24 protein-coding genes are annotated in these 22450 nt (G+C 68.4%); 14 read left to right on the forward strand and 10 right to left on the reverse strand.

Annotation, left to right across the window (positions count from 1 at the left end; all coding sequences use genetic code 11):
* Positions 1–171 precede the first annotated feature (171 nt).
* From ACTJKJ_RS04745 to minC, 4 genes are all read right to left on the reverse strand, one after another.
* On the reverse strand, positions 172–1842 hold the full coding sequence (locus ACTJKJ_RS04745) for a 3-(methylthio)propionyl-CoA ligase (protein ID WP_297389909.1): 1671 nt from the start codon (positions 1840–1842) through the stop codon (positions 172–174).
* Between the two features lie 132 nt (positions 1843–1974).
* The gene (gene minE / locus ACTJKJ_RS04750) at positions 1975–2238 is read right to left on the reverse strand and encodes a cell division topological specificity factor MinE (RefSeq protein ID WP_091722568.1); all 264 of its coding nucleotides are present in this window, start codon (positions 2236–2238) and stop codon (positions 1975–1977) included.
* A gap of 18 nt (positions 2239–2256) precedes the next feature.
* Positions 2257–3069 carry a septum site-determining protein MinD gene (gene minD / locus ACTJKJ_RS04755; protein WP_091722564.1) on the reverse strand — a complete coding sequence of 271 codons (813 nt, stop codon included), beginning with the start codon at positions 3067–3069 and terminating at the stop codon, positions 2257–2259.
* 131 nt (positions 3070–3200) lie between these two features.
* The gene (gene minC, locus ACTJKJ_RS04760; RefSeq protein WP_440819731.1) at positions 3201–4181 is read right to left on the reverse strand and encodes a septum site-determining protein MinC; all 981 of its coding nucleotides are present in this window, start codon (positions 4179–4181) and stop codon (positions 3201–3203) included.
* A gap of 924 nt (positions 4182–5105) precedes the next feature.
* Here minC and ACTJKJ_RS04765 point away from each other — a divergent pair.
* The 4 genes from ACTJKJ_RS04765 (at position 5106) to ACTJKJ_RS04780 (ending at position 9405) form a co-directional block, all read left to right on the forward strand.
* Positions 5106–6089 carry a bile acid:sodium symporter family protein gene (locus tag ACTJKJ_RS04765; protein WP_147239710.1) on the forward strand — a complete coding sequence of 328 codons (984 nt, stop codon included), beginning with the start codon at positions 5106–5108 and terminating at the stop codon, positions 6087–6089.
* A gap of 79 nt (positions 6090–6168) precedes the next feature.
* A complete protein-coding gene (gene metG / locus ACTJKJ_RS04770; RefSeq protein WP_147239711.1) occupies positions 6169–8214 on the forward strand; it encodes a methionine--tRNA ligase in 2046 nt (681 codons plus the stop codon).
* Between the two features lie 70 nt (positions 8215–8284).
* A complete protein-coding gene (locus tag ACTJKJ_RS04775) occupies positions 8285–8488 on the forward strand; it encodes a DUF3460 family protein (protein WP_091722552.1) in 204 nt (67 codons plus the stop codon).
* A gap of 74 nt (positions 8489–8562) precedes the next feature.
* A complete protein-coding gene (locus ACTJKJ_RS04780; RefSeq protein WP_091725015.1) occupies positions 8563–9405 on the forward strand; it encodes a segregation and condensation protein A in 843 nt (280 codons plus the stop codon).
* A 32-nt stretch (positions 9406–9437) separates the two neighbouring features.
* Here the strand turns inward: ACTJKJ_RS04780 and ACTJKJ_RS04785 are convergent, their stop codons facing one another.
* The 3 genes from ACTJKJ_RS04785 to ACTJKJ_RS04795 form a co-directional block, all read right to left on the reverse strand.
* Positions 9438–10181, reverse strand: a complete 744-nt coding sequence (locus ACTJKJ_RS04785) for a response regulator (protein WP_091722549.1) — start codon at positions 10179–10181, stop codon at positions 9438–9440.
* 304 nt (positions 10182–10485) lie between these two features.
* The gene (locus tag ACTJKJ_RS04790) at positions 10486–10938 is read right to left on the reverse strand and encodes a MaoC family dehydratase (protein WP_091722545.1); all 453 of its coding nucleotides are present in this window, start codon (positions 10936–10938) and stop codon (positions 10486–10488) included.
* Positions 10939–11008: 70 nt separating this feature from the next.
* Positions 11009–11671: a ParA family protein gene (locus tag ACTJKJ_RS04795; RefSeq protein WP_440819732.1), complete on the reverse strand. Its 663-nt coding sequence runs from the start codon at positions 11669–11671 to the stop codon at positions 11009–11011.
* Positions 11672–11732: 61 nt separating this feature from the next.
* On the opposite strand from ACTJKJ_RS04795, the gene kefF reads away from it, so the two are divergent.
* From kefF to ACTJKJ_RS04810, 3 genes are read left to right on the forward strand one after another with little or no spacing between them, the layout of a single operon-like run.
* On the forward strand, positions 11733–12353 hold the full coding sequence (kefF, locus tag ACTJKJ_RS04800) for a glutathione-regulated potassium-efflux system oxidoreductase KefF (RefSeq protein ID WP_255489460.1): 621 nt from the start codon (positions 11733–11735) through the stop codon (positions 12351–12353).
* Positions 12353–14335, forward strand: a complete 1983-nt coding sequence (gene kefC / locus ACTJKJ_RS04805; protein ID WP_440819733.1) for a glutathione-regulated potassium-efflux system protein KefC — start codon at positions 12353–12355, stop codon at positions 14333–14335. The genes kefF and kefC overlap by 1 nt, the downstream gene beginning before the upstream one ends.
* A gap of 25 nt (positions 14336–14360) precedes the next feature.
* Positions 14361–14801, forward strand: a complete 441-nt coding sequence (locus ACTJKJ_RS04810) for a DUF1841 family protein (protein ID WP_091722534.1) — start codon at positions 14361–14363, stop codon at positions 14799–14801.
* Positions 14802–15085: 284 nt separating this feature from the next.
* Here ACTJKJ_RS04810 and ACTJKJ_RS04815 read toward each other — a convergent pair whose 3' ends face one another.
* From ACTJKJ_RS04815 to flgA, 3 genes are all read right to left on the reverse strand, one after another.
* On the reverse strand, positions 15086–15475 hold the full coding sequence (locus ACTJKJ_RS04815; RefSeq protein ID WP_091722530.1) for a hypothetical protein: 390 nt from the start codon (positions 15473–15475) through the stop codon (positions 15086–15088).
* Positions 15476–15536: 61 nt separating this feature from the next.
* Entirely contained in the window at positions 15537–15857 is a 321-nt protein-coding gene (flgM, locus tag ACTJKJ_RS04820; protein ID WP_183478490.1) for a flagellar biosynthesis anti-sigma factor FlgM, read from the reverse strand.
* A 120-nt stretch (positions 15858–15977) separates the two neighbouring features.
* Positions 15978–16844 (reverse strand): flagellar basal body P-ring formation chaperone FlgA, encoded by an 867-nt coding sequence (gene flgA / locus ACTJKJ_RS04825; RefSeq protein WP_343603913.1) that lies wholly within the window; start codon positions 16842–16844, stop codon positions 15978–15980.
* Between the two features lie 164 nt (positions 16845–17008).
* Between flgA and flgB the strand changes: the two genes are divergently transcribed.
* The 7 genes from flgB (at position 17009) to ACTJKJ_RS04860 (ending at position 22422) form a co-directional block, all read left to right on the forward strand.
* A complete protein-coding gene (gene flgB, locus ACTJKJ_RS04830; RefSeq protein ID WP_091722518.1) occupies positions 17009–17395 on the forward strand; it encodes a flagellar basal body rod protein FlgB in 387 nt (128 codons plus the stop codon).
* Between the two features lie 22 nt (positions 17396–17417).
* Positions 17418–17834, forward strand: coding sequence for a flagellar basal body rod protein FlgC (flgC, locus tag ACTJKJ_RS04835; RefSeq protein WP_091722515.1), 417 nt, complete (start codon positions 17418–17420; stop codon positions 17832–17834).
* A gap of 49 nt (positions 17835–17883) precedes the next feature.
* Positions 17884–18543, forward strand: coding sequence for a flagellar hook assembly protein FlgD (locus ACTJKJ_RS04840; protein WP_440819734.1), 660 nt, complete (start codon positions 17884–17886; stop codon positions 18541–18543).
* Positions 18544–18622: 79 nt separating this feature from the next.
* Positions 18623–20026: a flagellar hook protein FlgE gene (gene flgE, locus ACTJKJ_RS04845; protein WP_091722507.1), complete on the forward strand. Its 1404-nt coding sequence runs from the start codon at positions 18623–18625 to the stop codon at positions 20024–20026.
* Between the two features lie 43 nt (positions 20027–20069).
* Positions 20070–20798 carry a flagellar basal-body rod protein FlgF gene (flgF, locus tag ACTJKJ_RS04850; protein WP_440819735.1) on the forward strand — a complete coding sequence of 243 codons (729 nt, stop codon included), beginning with the start codon at positions 20070–20072 and terminating at the stop codon, positions 20796–20798.
* A 51-nt stretch (positions 20799–20849) separates the two neighbouring features.
* Positions 20850–21632, forward strand: coding sequence for a flagellar basal-body rod protein FlgG (gene flgG / locus ACTJKJ_RS04855; RefSeq protein WP_091722501.1), 783 nt, complete (start codon positions 20850–20852; stop codon positions 21630–21632).
* Between the two features lie 94 nt (positions 21633–21726).
* Positions 21727–22422 (forward strand): flagellar basal body L-ring protein FlgH, encoded by a 696-nt coding sequence (locus tag ACTJKJ_RS04860; protein WP_091722496.1) that lies wholly within the window; start codon positions 21727–21729, stop codon positions 22420–22422.
* Positions 22423–22450: the final 28 nt, after the last annotated feature.

Raw genomic sequence — 22450 nt, forward strand, 5'->3', positions numbered from 1 at the left:
GGTACGGCGTGGTACGGCCTGGTACAGCGGGAAGCGGCGGACTGCTGGGGACTGCGATGAAGGGAAACCGGGGCGGCGGAACTCCTGCGTCAGCGGATCGATGCGCGGTGGGGCCTGGGAAGCGCGGGCCCTCGGGATGGGATCGCCAGGCGGCGGACCGTCGCGGCGGCCTCAGCCGCCCGGCAGCTTGTGGCCCTTGAACTGCTCGCGCAACTTGAGCTTGAGCATCTTGCCGGTGGCCGTGTGCGGGATCTCGTCGACGAAGACGACGTCGTCCGGCACCTGCCACTTGGCGATCCGGCCCTCGTAGAAGCCCAGCACCGACTCGCGTGTCAGCGCTGCGCCGGCCTCGCCGGGTTTGCGCACCACCACCAGCAGCGGTCGTTCGTCCCACTTGGGATGCGGCACGGCGATGACGGCGGCCTCGTGGATCGCCGGATGCGCCATCGCGATGTTCTCGACGTCGATCGAGCTGATCCATTCGCCGCCGGACTTGATCACGTCCTTGCTGCGGTCGGTGATCTGCATGAAGCCGTCGGCATCGATGGCGGCGACGTCGCCGGTCGGGAACCACAGGCCGGCGTCGCGGCCGTCCTCGCCGGTGACGCGGATCAGCGGCGAGTCCGCATGGCCGAAGTAGCTGTCGATGACCCAGGGCCCGCGCACGACCAGGTTGCCCGAGGTCCTGCCGTCCCAGGGCAAGGCCTTGCCGGCGTCGTCGACGACCGCCATGTCCACGCCGTAGATCGCCTTGCCCTGCTTCTCCAGCAGGTGGCGCTGCTGTTCCTGGGGCAGTTTCAGCTGCTGGCTGCCGAGCCGCGACAGCGTGCCCAGCGGCGACATCTCGGTCATGCCCCAGGCGTGGATCACCTCCACGCCGTAGTCGTCCATCAGCGTGCGCAGCATCGCCGGCGGGCAGGCCGAGCCGCCGATCACCGTGCGCTTGAAGCTCGAGAACTTCAGCCCGTTCGCGCCGACGTAGTTGAGCAGCCCCAGCCACACCGTCGGCACGCCGGCGCTGAAGCTCACCTGCTCGGACTCGAAGAGCTCGTAGAGCGACTTGCCGTCCAGGTGCGGCCCGGGCAGCACCAGCTTGCAGCCCACCAGCGCGGTGCTGTAGGGCAGGCCCCAGGCGTTGACGTGGAACATGGGCACCACCGGCAGGATCACGTCGCGGCGCGAGCAGGCCATCGCGTCGGGCAGCGCCGCGCCGTAGGCATGCAGCACCGAACTGCGGTGGCTGTAGACGGCGCCCTTGGGATGGCCGGTCGTGCCGCTCGTGTAGCAGATGCTGGACGCGGTGTTCTCGTCGAACTCGGGCCAGACGTAGCGGCCGTCCTCGGCCTCGACCAGGTCCTCGTAGCAGCGCAGGTCGGGGATGGATGACTCCACCGGCATGTGGGCGCGGTCCGTCATCAGGATGAAGTGGCGGACCTGGCCGAGCTGCGGCGCGAGCTTCTCGACCAGCGGCAGGAAGCTCAGGTCGAAGCACAGGGCGCGGTCGGCGGCGTCGTTGGCGATCCAGGCGATCTGCTCGGGGAACAGGCGCGGATTGATGGTGTGGCAGACCAGGCCCGAGCCGGAGGTGCCGTAGTAGAGCTCGAGGTGGCGGTGGCCGTTCCAGGCCAGCGTGCCGACGCGGTCGCCGGGCGCCAGGCCCAGCCGCGCGAAGGCCTGCGCGAGCTGGCGGGCCCGGAACTCGACCGCCGCCCAGGTGGTGCGGTGCAGGTCGCCCTCGACCCGCTTGCTGACGATCTCGGTATCCCCGGAATGCCGCGCCGCGTGCTGGATCACCGACGAGATCAGCAGCGGCATCGACATCATCTGGCCCATCAGTGCCATGTCGTCTCCTGGATATTGTTGTCGGCTGTCCAGGTCAGTCTATCGACGGCTCCGGGCGCCTCGCGTCACCCTAGTGACGCGAGGCGGATTCCGGCATAGGGGATTACACGGGCGCTACCGCGGATCCCCCGATCAGGCCTTGCGGATCTCCGGCAGCTCGATCTTGACCTCGAGCACCTCGAGGTCGTCCTGCCGCTCCATGTGGACCTTGATGTCGTCCGGGTTGATGGAGACGTACTTCGAGATCACCGCCAGCAGCTCGCGCTGCAGCTGCGGCAGGTAGTCGGGGCTCGCGCCGCGACCATTGCGTTCATGGGCGAGGATCAGCTGCAGGCGCTCCTTGGCGACGCTGGCGGTGCTTTTCTTCTCGCCCAGGAAGAAGGACATGAATCCCATGGTTTCTCCCGGTGGATGTCAGCGGCTGAACAGGCGCTTGAAGAAGCCCGGCTTGACGGCCTCGACGAAGCGCATCGGCTTGTCCTCGCCGAGGAAACGCGCGATGACGTCCGAGTAGGCCTCGGCCACGTCGGTGCCCTTCATGTGGATCGCCGGCAGGCCCTGGTTGGACGCCTGCAGCACCACCTCGCTCTCCGGGATCACGCCGATCAGCGGCGTACGCAGGATCTCGTGGATGTCCTCCAGCGACAGCATCTGCCCGCCCTCGACCCGGTTGGGGTTGTAGCGGGTGATCAGCAGGTGCTCCTTGACGGGCTCCTTGCCCTCGATCGCGCGCTTGGTCTTGCTGTTGAGCATGCCCAGGATGCGATCGCTGTCGCGCACCGAGGAGACCTCGGGGTTGGTCACCACCAGCGCCTCGTCGGCGTAGTGCATGGCCATCAGCGCGCCGGTCTCGATGCCGGCCGGCGAGTCGCAGACGATGTAGTCGAACTCCATCGCCTTGAGCTCCTCCAGCACGCGCTCGACGCCCTCCTGCTTGAGCGCGTCCTTGTCGCGCGTCTGCGAGGCCGCCAGGATGAACAGCTTGTCCAGCTGCTTGTCCTTGATCAGCGCCTGGCCGAGCTTGACCTCCTCGTTGATCACGTTGATCAGGTCGTAGACCACGCGGCGCTCGCAACCCATGATCAGGTCGAGGTTGCGCAGGCCGACGTCGAAGTCGATCACCGCGGTCTTGTAGCCGCGCATCGCGAGGCCGGTGGCGAAGCTGGCGCTGGTCGTGGTCTTGCCCACGCCGCCCTTGCCGGAGGTCACCACAACGATCTTGGTCATGGGTCGAGGTCCTTTCAATGTGTCGGTCGCTGTCGTCGCAGCTCAAGCGTCATCGGTGCGGCGGTCGCGGGGACCGCCGCCCATGTCGGGGGAAATCAAGGGGGCCGCAAGCGGCTGGCGCCCGGGATGGTTCATGCGCCCAGCGGCTCCATCAGGAGCTTCTCGCCGTCGAGCCGGACCTGCGCCGCCTTGCCGCGCACGTTGTCGGGCAGCGGGTTCTCGCTGGTGCGGTAGATGCCGGCGATGGCGATCAACTCGGCCTCGAGCTGCTGCGCGAAGATCCGTGCCTGCGCGTTGCCGCGCGCGCCCGCGATCGCCTTGCCGCGCAGCGGCGCGTAGACGTGGATGCTGCCGTCGGCGATGACCTCGGCGCCGTGGTTCACCGCCGCCAGCACGACCAGGTCGGCGCCCTTGGCGTAGACCTGCTGGCCCGAGCGCAGCGGCTTGTCGACGTAGACAGTCGGCGCGGCCTGCGCGGGCACCGCCACCTCGACCTGGCGCTCGACCACCACTTCCTTGACGACCTGCTGCACGACCTTCTGGACCCGCGGCTCGCGTTCGGCGCGCACCGGTTCGTCGGGCGCCTCGGCCAGGCCCAGCCCGGCCGCCTGCGCCAGTTCCGCCGCGTTGGCACCGACCACGCCGACCGGCTGCAGCCGGTGGCGGCGCAGCAGCGGCAGCAGCGCGGCGAGGTCCACGCGCGCAACCGTGGTGGTCGACGGGGTGGTCGACGGGGCGGTCGACGGGGCGTCGGCGGGCGACTCGGTCGCGGCGTCGTCCAGGCTCAACTGGCCTTGGGCCTCGCTCGCGGCGGTGCTGGCCTCCTCGGCGCCGACCACGGCTTCGGCCACGCGTTCAGCCACGGGCGCCGATCGGGTCTCGACCGCGTCGATCGCCGGCAGCTGGCTCAGGTCCAGCAGCAAGGGGTCGTGATGGAAGGCGTCGGGCGTTTCGCCCAGCTTCGCGGTCAGCTCCTGGTCGAGCGCGGCCGGATCGGCCGTCTTCAGGACGAGGGCGAGCAGGCTCAGCGAGGCGCTCTTCAGTTCAAAAAGTTCCGGAGTCTTGCCGGCGGCCGACCGCCCCGACAGATTGCCCGCCACTGCCTGCGTCATGAAAAATTTGGGGGATGCGTTTGCAAAGTCGCGGATTTTAGCGGTGCGCCGAGGCCCTCCTTTTAGGGGCCTGCCCAGGCTGCATCGGCCCGCGAGCCGTCATGCGGGCTTCAGCCGCTGTCATCCGGCGCCGCGCGCGCTGTCACATCGGGCCGACGCTGCCTCGATTTCGAGCAGACCACTGGAACACCACGTGTGACAAGCACTTGCAAGCGCCGTCGCCAGGAGACACACATGCTTGTCCACAGAAGGCGGGGATAGATCCCTCCTCCGGCAGAGGCCGATGGTGATCGGCGGGTCGCTTCTTCCAGCGTCACCGACGTGTTGTCAACCCAAAAATCGTGGATGCGGGGCTTGACTTATCCCCATTGAGGCGCTCTCGCGATTCGTCGAACCGTCCTGCTGCGGCGCAGCAGGCACGACCGGCCAGCCGCGGCTAAGCCATTGATTCATATGACGCGTTTTCGCCTGCCCAGAAAAGAGGCACGGAACCTCAGGCGACCGTCGATCAAGGGTTTAGAGCGCTCGCGGAGGGGTTTCCCACAAAGTTATCCACAGCGCCGGTGGATAGTTTCCAGGGGTCTTTCAAATCAACGCCTTAGCGGGAGTCCTTGAACCGGCGGACGAGGTCCGACACCCCACCGGCGAGGGATCCGCGGGGCGGACCGGACCGCAAATGGGCGTGGCGCCGTTACAAGTCCATCGGTCCAGTTCGCGCCGCCGCCCGATCGTGTCGTGCGATTGCCGTCATGAACGCACCGGCTTGCGTCACGAATCCGACATCCGGGGCGCCCAGCGTTCGGGCGGGCGGAGAAATCGGCCACCGAGCCAGCCTGAAGACAGGTGGGCAAGCTGCGGTCCCGCTAGAGTCCCTGTTTTCCCCATTGGGGACGACAGGCCGGCCGCGCCGGTGAAAGGTTGGGAATGGGCATCCGGTCCTGGGTCCGAAAGGAATGGTTCCTGCTGGCGCTGGTCGGCGCGGTGGCGCTCGCCAGCGCCTGGCCGGAACTGGGCCGCAGCGGCGGCTGGTTGCGGCTGGAGGTCGTCAGCAACTGGGGCGTGGCGCTGGTGTTCTTCCTGACCGGCCTCGGACTGTCCACCGCCGCGCTGCGCGACGGCGCGCTCAAGTGGCGCGTCCATGTGCTGGTGCAACTGAGCACCTACGCGCTCTTCCCGCTGCTGTGGTGGGGCTTCACCGCCCTGTTCGGCCGCTGGCTGCCGCCCGACCTGGCGCTGGGCTTCGCCTACCTGTGCGCGCTGCCGTCGACGATCTCGTCCTCGGTCGCGATGACGGTGCTGGCCAAGGGCAACGTGCCGGCCGCGATCTTCAACGCCAGCGTCTCCAGCCTGCTGGGCATCGTGCTCACGCCGCTGCTGGTGGCGGTGATGGCGGGCACCAGCGGCGCGACGCTGCCCTTCGGCGAGGCGGTCTGGAAGCTCACCCAGCTGCTGCTGCTCCCGCTGGTGGCCGGCCAGTTGCTGCGGCCGCTGCTGCTGGGCTTCCACACGCGCCACAAGTCCCGCATCTCGCTGGTCGACCGCTGGGTGATCATCCTGCTGGTGCTGTCGGCCTTCAGCGACTCGGTCGCCTCGGGCCTGTGGCGCGACCACGGCGCGGAGCTGCTGGTCAAGGCGGCGCTCGGGGCCGCGCTGTTCCTCGGCGCGGTGATCGTGCTGAGCCGTCTGGCGGCGCGCGCCATGGGGCTGCCGGTGGAGGACGAGATCGCCGCGGTCTTCTGCGGTTCCAAGAAGACGCTGGCCTCGGGCGTGCCGATGGCCAAGCTGCTGTTCGGCGCGCATCCGGCGGTGGGCGTGATCGTCCTGCCGATCATGTTCTATCACCAGCTGCAGCTGATCTTGTGCTCATGGCTCGCCCAGCGTTACGCGGCCCGCGCTTCCGACGCCTAAAATCGCCGGTTCCCCCGGACGCCGCCGATTGGGCATTTCGCCCGACTGCGCCCGGCGGGACCACCGCCCCCATCGCGCCATGACACGCAAGCTCTTCGTCACCACCGCCCTTCCCTACGCCAATGCGAACTTCCACATTGGCCACATCATGGAATACACCCAGGCCGACATCTGGGTGCGCTTCCAGCGGATGCAGGGCAGCGAGGTGCACTTCGTCTGCGCCGACGACGCGCACGGCGCGCCGATCATGATCGCAGCGGAAAAGGCGGGCAAGAGCCCGCAGCAGTTCGTGGCCGACATCGCCTCGGGCCGCCAGAAGTACCTGGACGGCTTCCACATCAGCTTCGACAACTGGCACTCGACCGACGGCGCCGAGAACCACGAGCTGTCCAAGGAGATCTACAAGGCGCTGCGCGCCAACGAGCTGATCTCGGTGAAGACGATCGAGCAGTTCTTCGATCCGCAGAAGTCGATGTTCCTGCCCGACCGCTTCATCAAGGGCGAGTGCCCGAAGTGCGGCGCCAAGGACCAGTACGGCGACTCCTGCGAGGTCTGCGGCGCGGTCTACACGCCGACCGAGCTGAAGAACCCGTTCTCGGTGCTGACCGGCGCGACGCCGGTGATGAAGAGCTCGGAGCACTACTTCTTCAAGCTGTCCGACCCGCGTTGCGTCGAGTTCCTCGAGCAGTGGACGCAGGCGCCGGGCCGGCTGCAGCCGGAAGTGCTCAACAAGATCAAGGAATGGTTCGCCAAGGACGAGGACGGCAACGGCGGCCTGGGCGACTGGGACATCAGCCGTGACGCGCCCTACTTCGGCATCGAGATCCCCGACGCGCCGGGCAAGTACTTCTACGTCTGGCTGGATGCGCCGATCGGCTACCTGGCCTCGCTCAAGAACTACTTCGCCAAGACGGGCCGCGACTTCGACGCGTTCGTGAAGGACGAGTCGACCGAGCAGATCCACTTCATCGGCAAGGACATCACCTATTTCCACACGCTGTTCTGGCCGGCGATGCTGCATTTCAGCGGCCGCAAGACGCCCAACCATGTGTATGTGCATGGCTTCCTGACTGTCAACGGCGGCGAGAAGATGTCCAAGAGCCGCGGCACCGGCCTGGATCCGCTGAAGTACCTGTCGCTGGGCATGAACCCCGAGTGGCTGCGCTACTACCTGGCCGCCAAGCTCAACAGCAAGGTCGAGGACGTCGACTTCAATCCCGACGACTTCGTCGCCCGCGTCAACTCGGACCTGGTCGGCAAGTACATCAACATCGCCAGCCGCGCGGCGGGTTTCCTGTCCAAGCGCTTCGGCGGCCAGTTGTCGGCCGACGTCGGTGTCGAGGGCCTGACGCTGCTGGACGCCCTGCGCGCGCACAAGGGCACGATCGTCGAGCTCTACGAGACCCGCGAGTTCGGCAAGGCGCTGCGCGAGATCATGCTGCTGGCCGACCGCGTCAACGAGTACGTGGACCAGAACAAGCCTTGGGAGCTGGCCAAGCTCGAGGGCAAGGATCAGGTGCTGCAGGACGTCTGCACCGTCTGCATCGAGGCCTTCCGCCTGCTGTCCATCTACCTGAAGCCGGTGCTGCCGGCGCTGGTGGCCAAGGTGGAGACCTTCCTGCAGGTCGCGCCGATGAGCTTCGCCGATGCCGACCGCACGCTCGGCGGCCACCGCATCGGCGGCTACGAGCACCTGATGCAGCGCGTCGACCCGAAGCTGCTGGAGGCGCTGTTCGAGCCGCCCGCGCCGCCCCAGGTCGTGCCCGGTGGCGAGGCGCTCGCGCCTGAGATCAAGATCGACGACTTCGCGAAGGTCGACTTGCGCATCGCGAAGATCGTCAAAGCCGAGCTGGTCGAGGGGTCGGACAAACTGCTGCGCCTGACGCTGGACGCCGGCGAGGGCCGGCTGCGCAACGTCTTCAGCGGGATCCGCAGCGCTTACCAGCCGGAGCAGCTCGAGGGCAAGCTCACCGTCATGGTCGCGAACCTGGCGCCGCGCAAGATGAAGTTCGGCGTCTCCGAGGGCATGGTGCTGGCCGCCAGCCACGCCGACGAAAAGGCCCACCCCGGCATCTTCGTGCTGGAGCCCTTCCCGGGCGCCCAGCCCGGCATGCGCGTGCGTTGAGCACGGCCTGCGCCGCGACCGACCGCCTAGAATCCGCCCCAGTTTTCGAATCCCCGATCAAGAGACGACCATGCCGCTGTTCTGGAAGAAATACGAATCCGAAGCCACGCAGTTCATCAATGAGCTGAAGGCCAAGAAGCCCACCCTGGAAGCCGAACAGCGCGCCGGCCGCGCGCTGCTGTGGGACCGGGAGCAGGACCGCCAGGCCCAGGCCGGCTACAACCAGGCCCGCGTGTCCCAGCAGCCTTACGTCTACCAGACCAAGTCCGAGTAAGCCGCCGGCCCGCCGTCGCCACGCCGAGCCGCGTTCCCCGCGTGAGCCACGCCGACGATTCCTCGGACACCGCCCTGACGCTGCCGGACACCCCGGTGGATCAGGGCGGTGACGCTTCCACGCCCGAGACGGTCGATCACGTCGCCGTCGCGCGGCTGTATGGCGAGCCGCTGTTCGCCTTGCCGCAGGACCTCTACATCCCGCCGGACGCGCTGGAGGTGTTCCTCGAGGCCTTCCAGGGGCCGCTGGACCTGCTGCTGTACCTGATCCGCAAGCAGAACTTCAACATCCTCGACATCCCGCTGGCCGAGGTCACGAAGCAGTACCTCAGCTACGTCGAGCAGCTGCGCAAGCACAACCTCGAGCTGGCCAGCGAATACCTGCTGATGGCCGCGATGCTGATCGAGATCAAGTCGCGGATGCTGCTGCCGCCCAAGAAGACCGATGACGGCGCCGAGCCCGAGGACCCGCGGGCCGAGCTGGTGCGGCGCCTGCTCGAGTACGAGCAGATGAAGCAGGCCGCGCTGCGCCTGGACCAGATGCCGGTGCTGGGCCGGGACTTCCTGCGGGCGCAGATCCACATCGAGCAGTCGCTGGCGCCGCGGCTGCCGGACGTCAACGTCGACGACCTGCGCGCGGCCTGGGCCGAGCTGATGCGCCGCGCCAAGCTGAGCCAGCATCACAAGATCTCCCGCGAGCAGCTGTCGGTGCGCGAGTACATGTCGCACCTGCTGCGCAAGCTGCAGGGCCAGCGCTTCGTCGAATTCGAGGACCTGTTCGAGCTGGACAAGGGCTCGCAGGTGCTGGTGGTGTCCTTCATCGCGATGCTCGAGCTGGCGCGGGAGCGCCTGGTCGAGATCACGCAGGCCGAGGCCTTCGCGCCGATCTACGTGCGGCTGGCCTACTCGCCGAGCTGAGGGCCGGCTTCCAGAATGCGGACGTGCCGCGTTCAGCGGAAGGTGGTGAACGCCGCGTTGGGCTGGCGCTGCACCATCTGGCCCACCGCCAGCACGGCCTGCGTGCGGGAGCTGACGCCCAGCGCCTTCAGCACCGCCGCGACGTGGTCCTTGATCGTCTCGACCGACACGCCCAATTCCCGCGCGATGATCTTGTTCGGCTTGCCCTGGAGCAGCAGCGCCAGCACGTCCGTCTGGCGCGGCGTCAACTGCAGGCTTTCGAGGCCCGCGGTGGTCTGGTAGCCCGCCTGGCTGGCCAGCGCCTGGACCTGGTGCAGCCTCGAGTTGCCGTGCGCCGCGCTCTCGGCGACGGCCACCGGTTCCGGCTCCGGCGCGCTGTCCGAGCCCAGCGACATCGGCGGCACGTAGATGCCGCCCGACATCACCAGCTTCAGCGCCTGGGCCAGCACGTCGTTGCCGGTGCGTTTGGGAATGAAGCCCATCGCGCCCTGGTCGATCGCGCGGATCACGTCGCTGGCTCGGTCGGAGGCGGAAATCACCACCACGGGCAGCGCCGGGTACTGGGAGCGGAACTCCTCCAGCACGTCGAAGCCGCTGGCATCGCCCAGGTTCAGGTCCAGCAGCACCAGGTCGAAGTCCTGGCGCGCCTTGAGCGTGTCGCGGGCTTGAGCCGCGCTGTCGGCGCCCAGCACCTGAACGTCTTCGCCCAGACCTTGAATCACAGTCTGGAGCGCGGCCAGGATCAGCGGGTGATCGTCGATCAGCAGAACCCTCACGGGCGTGTCTCCTTGGATGGTCGGACTGCGGCGACAGGCTTCCTGGCCCGCCGTCCCGAATGACTTTTGAACTAGGGCGCGATCATAGGCGTGCCCTTAGCCACCGGCACTCCCCCTTACGGTGGCATCGCTACCAATAGAAAGTTCTATTGGCAAACCAAAAAATCTGTATTCGCCCGATCGAGTGTCCGGTCGTGACAGCACCGCATCGAGTGTGACAGCCGAAAAAACGCGCTTCGGAAATGATCGAAATGCCACACTGGGGCGATTGACGCCCATGGACCGCGGGCGCAGGCCGTGCGCGTCAGCGGTACTGCCGGGTCAGCGATTCGGCGATGCAGACCGGCTTGCCGCCGGCCTCGCGCTCGACGGTGACCTCGACCATCATCTGCACCCCGCCCTCGATGAGCTCCAGCCGCTTGAGCACGAAACGCCCGCGCAGCCGGCTGTCCACCGGCACGGGCGCGGGAAAGCGCACCCGGTCCAGACCGTAGTTGATGCCCATCCGGACCTCCCTCACCCGAAAGGCGGTCTCATAGAAGCGCGGCAGCAGGCTGAGCGTCAGGAAACCATGCGCGATGGTGGTGCCGAAAGGGCCGGCGGCCGCGCGGGCGGGGTCGGTGTGGATCCACTGCTGGTCCTCGGTCGCATCGGCGAAGGCCTGGATGCGGGGCTGATCCACCGCGATCCAGTCGGACACGCCGATCTCCTGCCCCACCAGGGGCGCCAGGTCTTCCAGCTTCTCGAACATCCGCATCCCGGTCTCCTCTCGTTCCGACGTGATTCCGATGGGGTCGGCGCCGGCGGGAGCGGGACGAACGCCGGCGTCAGTCCTTGCCGTCCTTCCCGTTCCTGACCGGCCGCTCCAGCCAGGCGCACAGGCCTTCCCACTGCGCCAGATCGCGGGCGACGCGGCCGGGGGCGATGTCCCAGAGCGTCAAGCCGCGGGCGGCCAGCTGCACGTAGTTCTGGGTGTCGCGCAGCTCGGCCAGCAGCGGCAGCCGGAGTTGCTCGATGAACTGATGCAGTTGCTGCTGCGACAGCGTCCCCTCGCGCACCCGCATCGCCACCAGGGCGATGTCGGGCCTGCCGGCCGGCCCGTCGCGATCCCGGGCCGCATCTTGCAGTTCGCGGACGAAGTCGTATGTCGCCTGGATGTCAAACAGGCTGGGTTGCAGCGGCACGAGCACCCGGTCGGCCACCTTCAGCGCCTGCGCCAGCTTCTTCCCGTGGAGTCCGGCGGGGGTGTCGAGCACCGCGTGCGACACCCCCTTGGGGGTGCGCAGCTGCTCGGCGGACGCCAGTTCCCAGCCGCGGATCGCCGGCAGCGCGGCGGGTCGCTGCGCCAGCCAACGGGCCGAGGATTGCTGCCGGTCGATGTCGCCCAGCATGACCGCATGGCCGCGATGGGCCAGGAAGCCCGCGAGGTTGCTCGCGAGCGTGCTCTTGCCAACGCCGCCCTTGGGGTTGGCGACCAGGATCACCGGCATGGCCTCTCCTCTCCTCGATGAGGTGCGCGGGATGTTATGCGATACCGCAAAATCCGCCGCCATGAGCGCCCCTCCGTCCATCCTCCTCCTGGCCGCGCACCCGGACCTCGCCCATTCCCGCGTCACGCGGGCGATGCTGTCCGCGGCCCAGGGCCTGTCCAACGTCCACGTGCGCGACCTCTATGCGCTCTATCCCGATTACGCGATCGACACCCCGGCCGAGCAGGAGGCGCTGCGCGACGCCGAACTGCTGGTCTGGCTGCATCCGCTGCACTGGTACGGCATGCCGGCGCTGATGAAGCTGTGGGTGGACGAGGTGCTGAGCGTCGGTTTCGCCTATGGCCAGACCGGCCACGCGCTGCACGGCAAGGACCTGTGGCTGGTGACCTCGGCCGGCGGCAGCGCGCATTCCTACAGCGCCGACGGCTACAACCGCCATCCGGTCGGCGACTTCCTGCTGCCCTACGCCCAGACGGCCGCGCTGTGCGGCATGCGCTTCCTGCCGCCGCTGGTGCTGCACGGTGCGCAGAAGGCCAGCGCGGAGCAGGTCCAGGCCCATGTCCAGGCCTTCGTCGACGGCCTGCGCGCGCTGCCCGAGTGGTGCGAGCGCCAGCCCGAGCCCGCCCAGGAGGCGGTGCCCGACGACGAGCGCCCGGTGCGCGAGGAAGGAGCGCCGGTCTGATGGACATCGCTTCCCCGATGGCCGCGGCCTCCGCCGCGATGGGCGCCGCTTCCGCCGCGGCTTCCGCTGCCGTGACCTCCGCCGTGAGCGCCACCGATGCGGCGGCCCACGGCGCGCACGGCAACTGGCTGCTCACGCCGCTGGTGCTGCTGACCGCCGCGGTGCTCGCGGTGCCGCTGGCGCGCGGCCTGAAACTGGGCTCGATCCTGGGTTACCTCGTCGCCGGCGTGCTGCTCGGGCCGCAGGTGCTCGGGCTGATCAGCCAGCCCGCCACGGTCCTGGAGATCGGCGAGTTCGGCGTCGTGCTGATGATGTTCCTGGTCGGCCTGGAGCTGGAGCCCAAGCGGCTGTGGGCGATGCGCCGGCCGATCTTCGGCTGGGGTTCGGCGCAGATGCTGGGCTGCGCGGCGCTGCTGCTGATCCCTTCCTTCTTCCTCGATGCCGACTGGCATGCCGCCGTGATCGCGGCGCTGGGCCTGGCGATGTCGTCCACGGCGGTGGCGCTGGCCACGCTCAGCGAGAAGAACCTGGGCAACACCCGCGCCGGGCAGAGCGTCATCAGCGTCGCGTTGCTGCAGGACATCGCCGCGATCCCAGTGCTCGCGCTGGTGCCCATCCTGGCCAGCCAGGGCCGGCCCGCTGGCGGCCACTCGGGCGGCAGGATCTGGCTGGCGCTGGGCGCGCTGGTGCTCATCGTGCTCGGCGGCAGGCTGCTGCTGCGGCCGCTGCTGCGCTGGATCGCGCGCAGCGGCACGCCGGAAATCTTCACCGCCGCCTCGCTGCTGCTGGTGCTGGCCGCGGCGATGCTGATGCAGAAGGTCGGGCTGTCGATGGCGCTGGGCGCCTTCGCCGCCGGCGTGCTGCTGGCCGAAAGCGAGTACCGCCGCGCCCTCGAGGCCGACCTGGAGCCCTTCAAGGGCCTGCTGCTGGGCATGTTCTTCATCGCGGTCGGCATGGGCCTGGACCTGACGGTGCTGTGGCACAAGCCGCTGGCGGTGCTGGGCCTGCTGGCCGCGCTGTGGCTGTGCAAGGGCCTGGTGCTGACGCTGCTGGGCCGGGCGATGGGCCTGCCCAAGCCGGAGCGCGCGGTCTTCGTCATCCTGCTGGCGCAGGGGGGCGAATTCGGCTTCGTCGTCTTCCAGCTCGCCGAGCAGGCCACGCTGCTGGACGCGGCGCAGCGCTCGGTGCTGGTGGCGGCGGTGGCGCTCTCGCTGGCGCTCACCCCGGCGCTGCTGGCCTGGGCGCAGCGGCGGGCCGGGCAGGTCGAGCGCAAGTCGCCGCACGAGCTCACCGAGCCGCAGGACTCGCAGGTCATCATCGCGGGCTTCGGCCGCTACGGGCAGATCGTGGGCCGGATGCTCTTCGCCAACGGCATCTCGGCGACCGTGCTCGACCATGACGCCGACACCGTCGAATCGCTGCGGCGCTTCGGCTGGCGCGTCTTCTGGGGCGACGCCACGCGGCTGGAACTGCTGCGCATCGCCGGCGCCGAGCGCGCGCACGTGCTGGTGCTGGCGGTCGACGACTTCAACCACAGCGTCAAGATCGCCGAGATCGCGCGGCAGCACTTCCCGCACCTGACCATCGTCGCCCGGGCGCGCAACGTCCAGCACTACTACGCGCTGCGCGAACTGGGCGTCGAGCTGATCGAGCGCGAGACGCTGGACTCCGCGCTCATGAGCGGGCGCAGCGTGCTGCAGCAGCTCGGCTGGGAACCGCACGCGGCGCGGCAGATGGCCTGGCGCTTCCGGCGCCACTCCGTCGAGCAGACCGAGGCGATGCGCCCGCACCGCGGCGACCTGGACACGCTGATCGCGATGTCCAAGCGCGGCCGCGAGCAGCTGGAGGAGCGCCTGGCGGCCGAGCGCAAAGCGCTGGCCGAGGGCAAGGGCCGCAACCCGTGGCAGGAGCCGCACCTGGCGCCGGGCACGGCGCCGGTGCCGGCCGGCGCTCCCGATCAGCCCCAGCCGGGCAAGGCCTGAGGCCTGCGGCGAGAATCGCGCTCTTATGTTTGCCCCTTCCCAACTCGAGGTCCGGCGCTTCTTCTGCCAGGCCTACCGCAAGCAGCGCGACGGCCTGCCGCTCACGCCGATGGAGGCCATCGCCTCCGACTGGATCGCCCAGCATCCCGAGTACCACGACGAACTGGCGGACGAGGATGCCGCGCTGGCGGCGGTTTACACGGTCGAGGACGGCCGCACGAATCCCTTCCTGCACTTGTCCATGCACCTGAGCCTGATCGAGCAGCACCAGATCGACCAGCCGACCGGTGTTCGCCAGGCCCTGGATCTGCTGGCGGCGCGCCGCCAGTCCCTGCACGAAGCGCATCACGAAGCGATGGAATGTCTGGGCGAGATGATCTGGAGTTCGCAGCGCAGCGGCCTGCCCCCGGACGGCCACGCCTACCTGGACTGCCTGCGCCGCAAGGCCACCCGCACGCCGACCTGACTCCACCCGCCCCGCCCGCTCCCAGAACTCCCCCGCAGTCCTCCGTCCCCGGAGGTCGAAGGACGGTGATGGTTGGGGACGGTGAGGCGTGGGGTTTCCGCGCTTGCCGCGGGGGCCCCATGCCTCGGCGGCCAACGCCCCGGTCAATGCAGGTGGGCGGTCGCCCGAACGCCGCCAGCGGTAGCTCGAACGCCACGGGTGCATCCCAAACGCCACACCCGCGCTTCCCAAAAAGCAAAAAGGCCACGCATCCGCGTGGCCTTCTTCATCCGAAGCTCTGAAATTCAGGCCTGGATCGCCCCACCCAAGGCTGACTTGCGCTCGTTCTTCCCGGACGCGCCGTACAGCCCGCTCGGTTCCCCGGGCATCAGCACGTCGATGGCGCGGTCCAGCGCCGCGGTGGCGCGGGCCAGGGATTCGCGCTGGGCGGCGACGCGGCCTCCGGCCTGCATCAAGCGGGTCCGCAGGCCAGCCGGCACCGTGCCGGTGCGTGCGGCGGCGCTGAATTGTTCGATGGCGCGAGCCAAAGCCGCATGCAGCGACGCCGCGTGCAGCTCGATCGCCTGGGAGTCACGTCGATGCAGCGCCTCGCCCAGCAGGTTGAGGCAGCTTTCGACGTCCTGCAGCGGCTGCTCCAGGTCGACGGGGGTCGAGTTCAAAGGCGTGGCGGTCATGGCGTCACCGGAAAAGCTTGGTCTATGGTCGCTTCAGCTCAGCTTTTTACGATTGAGCGAATCAGTGCGAAGGCTGCGTGCGGCCCAGCATCTCAGCCGCGTTGGCGATCAGCTTGTCGGCGATCGCATCGGCGTTGATTTTGAACTCGCCCTTCTCGATCGCGCTGGCAATGCGTGCGACCTTTTCCGCGTCGAAGCTGCCGTCGTCGGGGGCGCCCGCGATCAGGCTGCTCGCGGCGCTCGACAGCTCGACCTTGGACCCCTCGCCGGACGCGGCCGCGCCGGCCTTTCCAGCCTTGGCCGCACCGGCCTCGGGGGTCCCGGTGGTGGTCCCGCCCACTTTCGAGTAGGCGTTCAGGTCAGCGTTGTTACCGATCTTCATGGCAAATCTCCATGGGCCCGAGGACTTCCGGACCCCTTCCAGTACCGGGTATTTCGACCCGTCTGGGCGGAACTTGAGGGGCGAGCTTCACAAAATCGACAGATCGCTCGGTGAAGGGCGTCACAGTACCACCTCCACCCTGCGTTCACCCACGGTACGCGCGGTGACCATGCGGCCATTGTCGAAGCGTACACGGACATCCTGGCCTTCCAGGCCCACGCCCATCGCCTGGCCTTCGCCCGCGACCGCGTAACCGTTGCCGGTCGCCATGACCTGCACCCGGTCGCCCGGCTGCACCCATTGGCGCAGTTTGAGGTCGGCCGACCGCAGCGCCTCGCCGGCCGCGACCGGCCGGGCCAGCTGGCGACCGAGCCAGCCTTCCGCTTGTGTATAGATGGCGCCAGCTTCGCCGGCAATGTCGACTTCGGCCAGCCGCAGCTGTTCTTGAGTCAGCAGCGTCCCGGCCGGCAGGTCGGCGGCGGCGACGAAGGCCTGGCCGTAGACCTTGATGGTCAGCGGCAGCGTCACGTTCCACTTGGTGACCCCGGCCAGGCAGCGCAGGCCCAGGCGGGTGCGCCCCCACATCCGGGTGCCCGGCGGCAAATAGGGCTGGATCTGCGCGCACGGCGCCAGGCGCAGGCGCGGGTCCAGCCGGCCCAGTTCCACCTCGACCCGGGCCTGGTTGGGCGCGACCTGGCGGGCGCCGGCCATGGCCAGGGTCTGCAGGCGGTCTTCCAGCGTCGCGTCGAGCGCGCCCAGCGCGGAAGGTTCGCCATTGGAGCTATTGGAGCCATTGGAAGCAGCGGCCTGCGCGGCGGCGCCGCCCTGCGGCGCCATCGTCAGCTGCAGGCGCGGCGCGCCCGGCGTCTGGGCGTCCGCCTCGTCCACCAGTCCGAACATCAGCCACACGGACATCAGCGCCCCCGCCAGCAGGGCGGGCAGCGCCTGCGCGTGGCGGGCGTGAGAGGAGGTGCAGGGTTGCGGCATGGGACGGAACTGTACGGATCCGGGGCGCGCCGGTGGCTTCGAAATGGGCCGGGATCACCCGTCTTATCGCGCTCATGTTTTCCGACCCGCTGCCCACAATGCCCGAACGTGACAAACCGGGTCCGCGTCCCGACGCCACCCGACCCGTCCCGAAGGAGATGACCATGCTGAACCGACTGTCCGATGCGATGAACTTCCAGGCCCAGGCGCTGACCCTGCGGGCGGAGCGTCAGCGCCTGCTCGCCAGCAACATCGCCAACGCCGACACCCCGGGCTACCAGTCCAAGGACATGGATTTCGCCAAGGCGCTGCGCGAGGCCACCTCCCCCGCCACGACCGCGAACTCCAACCAGACCTTGACCCAGCGCACCCAGAACGCGCTGCAGAGCAGTTTGAGCGCCATGACCAGCATGGACAGCAACACCGTCGACATGGACCGCGAGCGTGCCAGCTTCGCCGACAACACCGTCAAGTACGAAGCGTCGCTGCGCTTCCTCAACGGCAGCATCCGCACGATGCTGGACGCGATGAAGTCCCCGAACGCCGCCTGATCGCGCAGGACAGGAGACCGTCATGTCGATGTTCAACATCTTCCACATCAGCGGCAGCGCCGTCAGCGCGCAGAGCCAGCGCCTGAACGCGGTGGCCAGCAACATGGCCAATGCCGACACCGTCGCCGGTCCGGACGGCCAGGCGTACAAGGCACGCCAGGTCGTGTTCCAGAGCGTGCTGGCCCAGAACGGCATGGACCAGACCGACGTCGGCGTGCAGGTGGTGGGCGTCCAGGAGAACCAGACCCCCGGCCGCCGCGTCCACGATCCCAGCCACCAGCTGGCCGACGCCGACGGCTACGTCACCTACAGCAACGTCAACAGCGTCGAGGAGATGGTCAACATGATCTCGGCCTCGCGCTCGTACCAGAACAACCTCGAGGTCATGGGCACCGCCAAGTCGCTGCTGCTCAAGACCCTGCAGATGGGCCAGGGCTGAGCGCCCGCCGGCCCGAGCCCCGCCTGACCTCCCGCACGGAAAGCCTCCCATGGACTTCACCGCCCTGAACGCCAACACCAAGACCGGCGCCGCGTCGAACACGGCCGCCAGCAGCGCCACCGGCACCAGCGCGCAGGAAACCTCGGACCGCTTCCTGAAGCTGCTGGTCGCCCAGCTGCAGAACCAGGATCCGATGAACCCGATGGACAACGCCGCCGTCACCACGCAGATGGCGCAGATCCAGACCGTCACCGGCGTCAGCACGCTGAACTCGAGCATCCAGGGCCTGGCCAGCCAGTTCGGCCAGATGCAGGCGCTGCAGAGCGTCAGCCTGGTCGGCCGCGAGGTCACCGTGCCCGGCGACAAGGTCAACGTCGCCGACGGCAAGGCCACGCTGAACTTCGACCTGGGCAGCGCCGCCGACAGCGTCAAGCTGGAGGTGCTCAACGGCGCCGGCGCGGTGATCTCGACCCAGGACCTGGGCAAGATGAAGAGCGGCATGCAGTCCTACACCTGGGACGCGTCCAAGGCCGCCGAGACCACCGGCCTGAGCTACCGCGTCACCGCCAGCAGCGGCGGCACCGCCGTCACCGCCACCACCCTGATGCGCGACACAGTGCGCGCCGTCAACACGAGCGGCTCCACCCTGCAGCTCGAACTGAAGAATTCCGGCCTGGTCGACTACGACAAGGTCCGCGCGCTGGGCTGATCCCAGCATCCCCCGGCCCGCCCTCCCCGCACACCCGCGTTACCCGCATCACCCGCCTGAATCGCCCAAGGACACCCCCATGAGCTTCCAACAAGGCCTCTCCGGACTGAACGCTTCCAGCAAGAACCTGGAAGTCATCGGCAACAACATCGCCAACTCGCAGACCTACGGCGCCAAGTCGTCGCGGGCCGAGTTCGCCGACATGTACGCCGCCTCGCTCAACGGCGCCGGCACCAGCGACGTGGGCATCGGCGTGCAGCTCCAGACGGTGGCCCAGCAGTTCACGCAGGGCAACATTTCGATCACCGAGAACCCGATGGACCTGGCGATCAACGGCGCCGGCTTCTTCCAGGTGTCCGACGGCAAGAGCCCGACGGTGTACACCCGCAACGGCCAGTTCAAGGTCGACAAGGAAGGCAACATCGTCAACAACGACCAGCTCAAGCTGATGGGTTATCCCGCCGACGCCAACGGCGTGATCCAGCCGGGCCTGGCGCAGGGCCTGAAGCTGCCCACCGGCGGCATCGACCCCAAGGTGACCAGCGACATCAAGATGGAGTTCAACCTGGACTCCCGCGCCGGCCCGACCGCCGCCTACGACCTGACCGACCCGGCCGATCCCAACTCGCCCAAGATCGACAAGACCGGCATCACGCTGAACGACCCGACGACGTACAACAACGCCACCTCGATGACGGTGTACGACGCCAAGGGCCAGCCGACCGCGCTGACGATGTACTTCCAGCGCGCCAACAACGCCGACGCCAACGGCAACACCGTCTGGAACGTCTACCTGACCGCCAACGGCAGCGCGATCCAGTACGACGCCCAGGGCAACCCGATCGACACCGACAACGGCCAGCCCGGCGGCAATCCGCTCACGCCGTTCACGCAGATGACCTTCCTGCCCACCGGCGGCAAGCCGGTCTCGCCCGGCCCGAGCGAGTTCCTCAACCTGAAGATCCCCGCCGGCGTGAACGCCCAGGGCGCCCCGACGCTGCCGATCCCGGCGCCGCCGGCCGACCCGTCCGACCCGTCGGTGCAGGGCATCAGCTTCGACCTGCGCTCGGCCACCGAGAACGGCTCCAACTTCGCGGTCACCGACCTGACCCAGGACGGCTACGCGCCGGGCCAGCTGGTCGGCATCAAGCTGGAAGACAACGGCATCGTCACCGCCCGCTACTCGAACGGTGAATCCAAGCCGGCCGGCCAGGTCGAACTGGCCAACTTCCGCAACCCGCAGGGTCTGCAGCCGCTGGGCGGCAACGTCTGGGCGCGCACCAATTCGTCGGGCGACCCCGTGGTGGGCGTTCCCGGCGATGGCAACCTGGGCTCGCTGACCCCCGGCGCGCTGGAGGAATCCAACGTCGACCTGACCTCCGAGCTGGTGAACATGATGACCGCCCAGCGCGTCTACCAGGCCAACTCGCAGACCATCAAGACGCAGGACCAGGTCCTGCAGACGCTGGTCAACCTGCGCTGATCCCGGCGCACCCGACCCCACCGCCGATCGCTGAGGAGTTCCGATGGACCGCATGATCTACCTGTCGATGAGCGGCGCCCAGGCGGCGATGTCGCGCCAGGACGTGCTCTCCAACAACCTCGCCAACGCCAACAGCAACGGCTTCCGGGCCGAGCTGCAGGCGTTCCGCGCGGTGCCCATCCGCGGCGAAGGCGCCTCCACCCGCGCCTTCGCGCTGGAGACCACCACCGGTCACGACCTGAGCGCCGGCCCGATCACCACGACCGACCGCAACCTGGACGTCGCGATGAAGGGCCGCTCCTGGATGGCGGTGCAGGCGCTGGACGGCACCGAGGCCTACACCCGCGCCGGCTCGATGGACGTCGACCAGGACGGCGTGCTGCGCATGCGCAACGGCCTGCAGGTGCTGGGCGACGGCGGCCCGATCACCGTCCCGCCCAACTCGACGATCTCCATCGGCGACGACGGCACCGTCGTGGCCAAGTCCGACGGCCAGCGGCCGGTCAACATCGGCCGCATCAAGCTGGTCACCGAGGACGGGCGCTTCACCCGCCGCGACGACGGTCTGTTCATCGCCGACGGCGGCGACCCGCTGCCCGCCGATCCCAATGCCCGGCTGCAGTCCGGCGCGCTCGAGGGCTCCAACGTGAGCCCGGTCGAGACCATGGTCGGCATGATCGCCGCCGCCCGCCAGTTCGAGCAGCAGATGAAGATGCTCTCGATCGCCCAGACCCACGGCCAGGCAGCGTCCAAGCTGCTGTCCGACAGCTGACCCGTTCGCTGAACGGATCCGCCCGCACCGCACAGGAATCAGGAGTCCCCGATGCTTCGTTCGCTCTGGACCGCCAAGACCGGCATGGAAGCCCAGCAGACCCAGCTGGACGTCATTTCCCACAACCTGGCCAACGTCTCGACCAATGGCTACAAGAAGTCGCACGCCGTCTTCGAGGACCTGATGTACCAGACGCTGCGCCAGCCCGGTGCCAACAACACCGAGCAGACCACGCTGCCCACCGGCATGCAGGTCGGCCTGGGCGCCCGCGCGGTGGCGACCTCGCGCAGCCACTCGCAGGGCAGCCTGACGCAGACGTCCAACTCGCTGGACGTGGCGGTCAAGGGCAACGGCTTCTTCCAGGTGCAGATGCCCGACGGCACCACCGCCTACACCCGGGACGGCAGCTTCCAGCTCGATCCCAACGGCCAGATCGTCACCAACAACGGCAACACGGTGCTGCCCGGCATCATCGTGCCGGCCGACGCCAAGTCGATCTCGATCGGCGCCGACGGCACGGTCAGCGTCACCACCGCGGCCAGCGCCACGCCGACGACGCTGGGCCAGCTGCAGCTGGCCAACTTCATCAACCCGCCGGGGCTGGAATCGCTGGGCGGCAACCTGTACGCCGAGAGCGTCGCCTCGGGCACGCCGCAGACCGGCGCCCCCGGCCAGAACAGCCTGGGCACGGTGCAGCAGGGTTTCGTCGAGACCTCGAACGTGAACGTGGTCGAGGAACTGGTGCAGATGATCCAGACCCAGCGCGCCTACGAGATGAATTCCAAGGCGATCCAGACCACCGACCAGATGCTCCAGAAGCTGTCGCAGATCTGACCGGTCGCGGGGCCCTTCTTCGGCGGACCGGGCGGTGAGCGCCCGGGCGACGATGCGAAGGTCCGCCTTCCCGTGCGCGATTCAAGGAGTTGTCATGCCTTCGTTCCTGTCCTCGATCCGATTGAGCCTGGTGGCCGCCGCGGCGCTCGCCCTCACCGCCTGCTCCACGATGTACCCGCAGCCGCGCGTGGACATGCAGCCCGCGCCGGTGGTGAAGATGCCCGAGCCGATCCCGGCTTCGGCCAACAACGGCGCGATCTACCAGAACGCCAACTACCGCCCGCTGTTCGAGGATCACCGCGCCCGCCTGGTCGGCGACATCGTCACCGTGCAGATCGTCGAGCGCGTCAGCGCCACGCAGAAGTCGAGCAGCGAACTGGACAAGAACGGCGCCATCGGCGCCAGCGTCAGCGCCATCCCCGGCATCGCGGCCAATTCCTTCGGCGGCGGCCGGGCCGAGCTGACCGGCTCCTCGTCCAACAAGAGCACCGGCAAGGGCACCAACGAGAACACCAACGACTTCTCCGGCACCATCACCGCCGTCGTCACCGGGGTGCTGCCCAATGGGCACCTGCTGATCTCGGGCGAAAAGCAGGTCGGGGTCAACAGCAACGTGGACGTGCTGCGCTTCTACGGCCAGGTCGACCCGCAGTCGATCCGCCAGGGCAACACGGTCGCCTCGACCGCGATCGCCAATGTCCGGGTCGAGCAGCGCGGTCGCGGCGCCGTCGCCGACGCGCATGGAATTGGCTGGCTATCCCGCTTCTTCTTGAACCTTTCGCCCATTTAAGTTTCCCCACAATCGGTCACACGAGTCT

The organism is Roseateles sp. 22389, assembly GCF_052044995.1.
Lineage (GTDB): Bacteria > Pseudomonadota > Gammaproteobacteria > Burkholderiales > Burkholderiaceae_C > Roseateles.

Coding starts and splice junctions, on each gene's coding strand:
- ACTJKJ_RS04745 (WP_297389909.1), bottom strand. CDS start 1,842: ATGGCACTGATGGGCCAGATGATGTCGATGCCGCTGCTGATCTCGTCG.
- minE (WP_091722568.1), bottom strand. CDS start 2,238: ATGGGATTCATGTCCTTCTTCCTGGGCGAGAAGAAAAGCACCGCCAGC.
- minD (WP_091722564.1), bottom strand. CDS start 3,069: ATGACCAAGATCGTTGTGGTGACCTCCGGCAAGGGCGGCGTGGGCAAG.
- minC (WP_440819731.1), bottom strand. CDS start 4,181: ATGACGCAGGCAGTGGCGGGCAATCTGTCGGGGCGGTCGGCCGCCGGC.
- ACTJKJ_RS04765 (WP_147239710.1), top strand. CDS start 5,106: ATGGGCATCCGGTCCTGGGTCCGAAAGGAATGGTTCCTGCTGGCGCTG.
- metG (WP_147239711.1), top strand. CDS start 6,169: ATGACACGCAAGCTCTTCGTCACCACCGCCCTTCCCTACGCCAATGCG.
- ACTJKJ_RS04775 (WP_091722552.1), top strand. CDS start 8,285: ATGCCGCTGTTCTGGAAGAAATACGAATCCGAAGCCACGCAGTTCATC.
- ACTJKJ_RS04790 (WP_091722545.1), bottom strand. CDS start 10,938: ATGCGGATGTTCGAGAAGCTGGAAGACCTGGCGCCCCTGGTGGGGCAG.
- ACTJKJ_RS04795 (WP_440819732.1), bottom strand. CDS start 11,671: ATGCCGGTGATCCTGGTCGCCAACCCCAAGGGCGGCGTTGGCAAGAGC.
- kefF (WP_255489460.1), top strand. CDS start 11,733: ATGAGCGCCCCTCCGTCCATCCTCCTCCTGGCCGCGCACCCGGACCTC.
- kefC (WP_440819733.1), top strand. CDS start 12,353: ATGGACATCGCTTCCCCGATGGCCGCGGCCTCCGCCGCGATGGGCGCC.
- ACTJKJ_RS04810 (WP_091722534.1), top strand. CDS start 14,361: ATGTTTGCCCCTTCCCAACTCGAGGTCCGGCGCTTCTTCTGCCAGGCC.
- ACTJKJ_RS04815 (WP_091722530.1), bottom strand. CDS start 15,475: ATGACCGCCACGCCTTTGAACTCGACCCCCGTCGACCTGGAGCAGCCG.
- flgM (WP_183478490.1), bottom strand. CDS start 15,857: ATGAAGATCGGTAACAACGCTGACCTGAACGCCTACTCGAAAGTGGGC.
- flgA (WP_343603913.1), bottom strand. CDS start 16,844: ATGCCGCAACCCTGCACCTCCTCTCACGCCCGCCACGCGCAGGCGCTG.
- flgB (WP_091722518.1), top strand. CDS start 17,009: ATGCTGAACCGACTGTCCGATGCGATGAACTTCCAGGCCCAGGCGCTG.
- flgC (WP_091722515.1), top strand. CDS start 17,418: ATGTCGATGTTCAACATCTTCCACATCAGCGGCAGCGCCGTCAGCGCG.
- ACTJKJ_RS04840 (WP_440819734.1), top strand. CDS start 17,884: ATGGACTTCACCGCCCTGAACGCCAACACCAAGACCGGCGCCGCGTCG.
- flgE (WP_091722507.1), top strand. CDS start 18,623: ATGAGCTTCCAACAAGGCCTCTCCGGACTGAACGCTTCCAGCAAGAAC.
- flgF (WP_440819735.1), top strand. CDS start 20,070: ATGGACCGCATGATCTACCTGTCGATGAGCGGCGCCCAGGCGGCGATG.
- flgG (WP_091722501.1), top strand. CDS start 20,850: ATGCTTCGTTCGCTCTGGACCGCCAAGACCGGCATGGAAGCCCAGCAG.
- ACTJKJ_RS04860 (WP_091722496.1), top strand. CDS start 21,727: ATGCCTTCGTTCCTGTCCTCGATCCGATTGAGCCTGGTGGCCGCCGCG.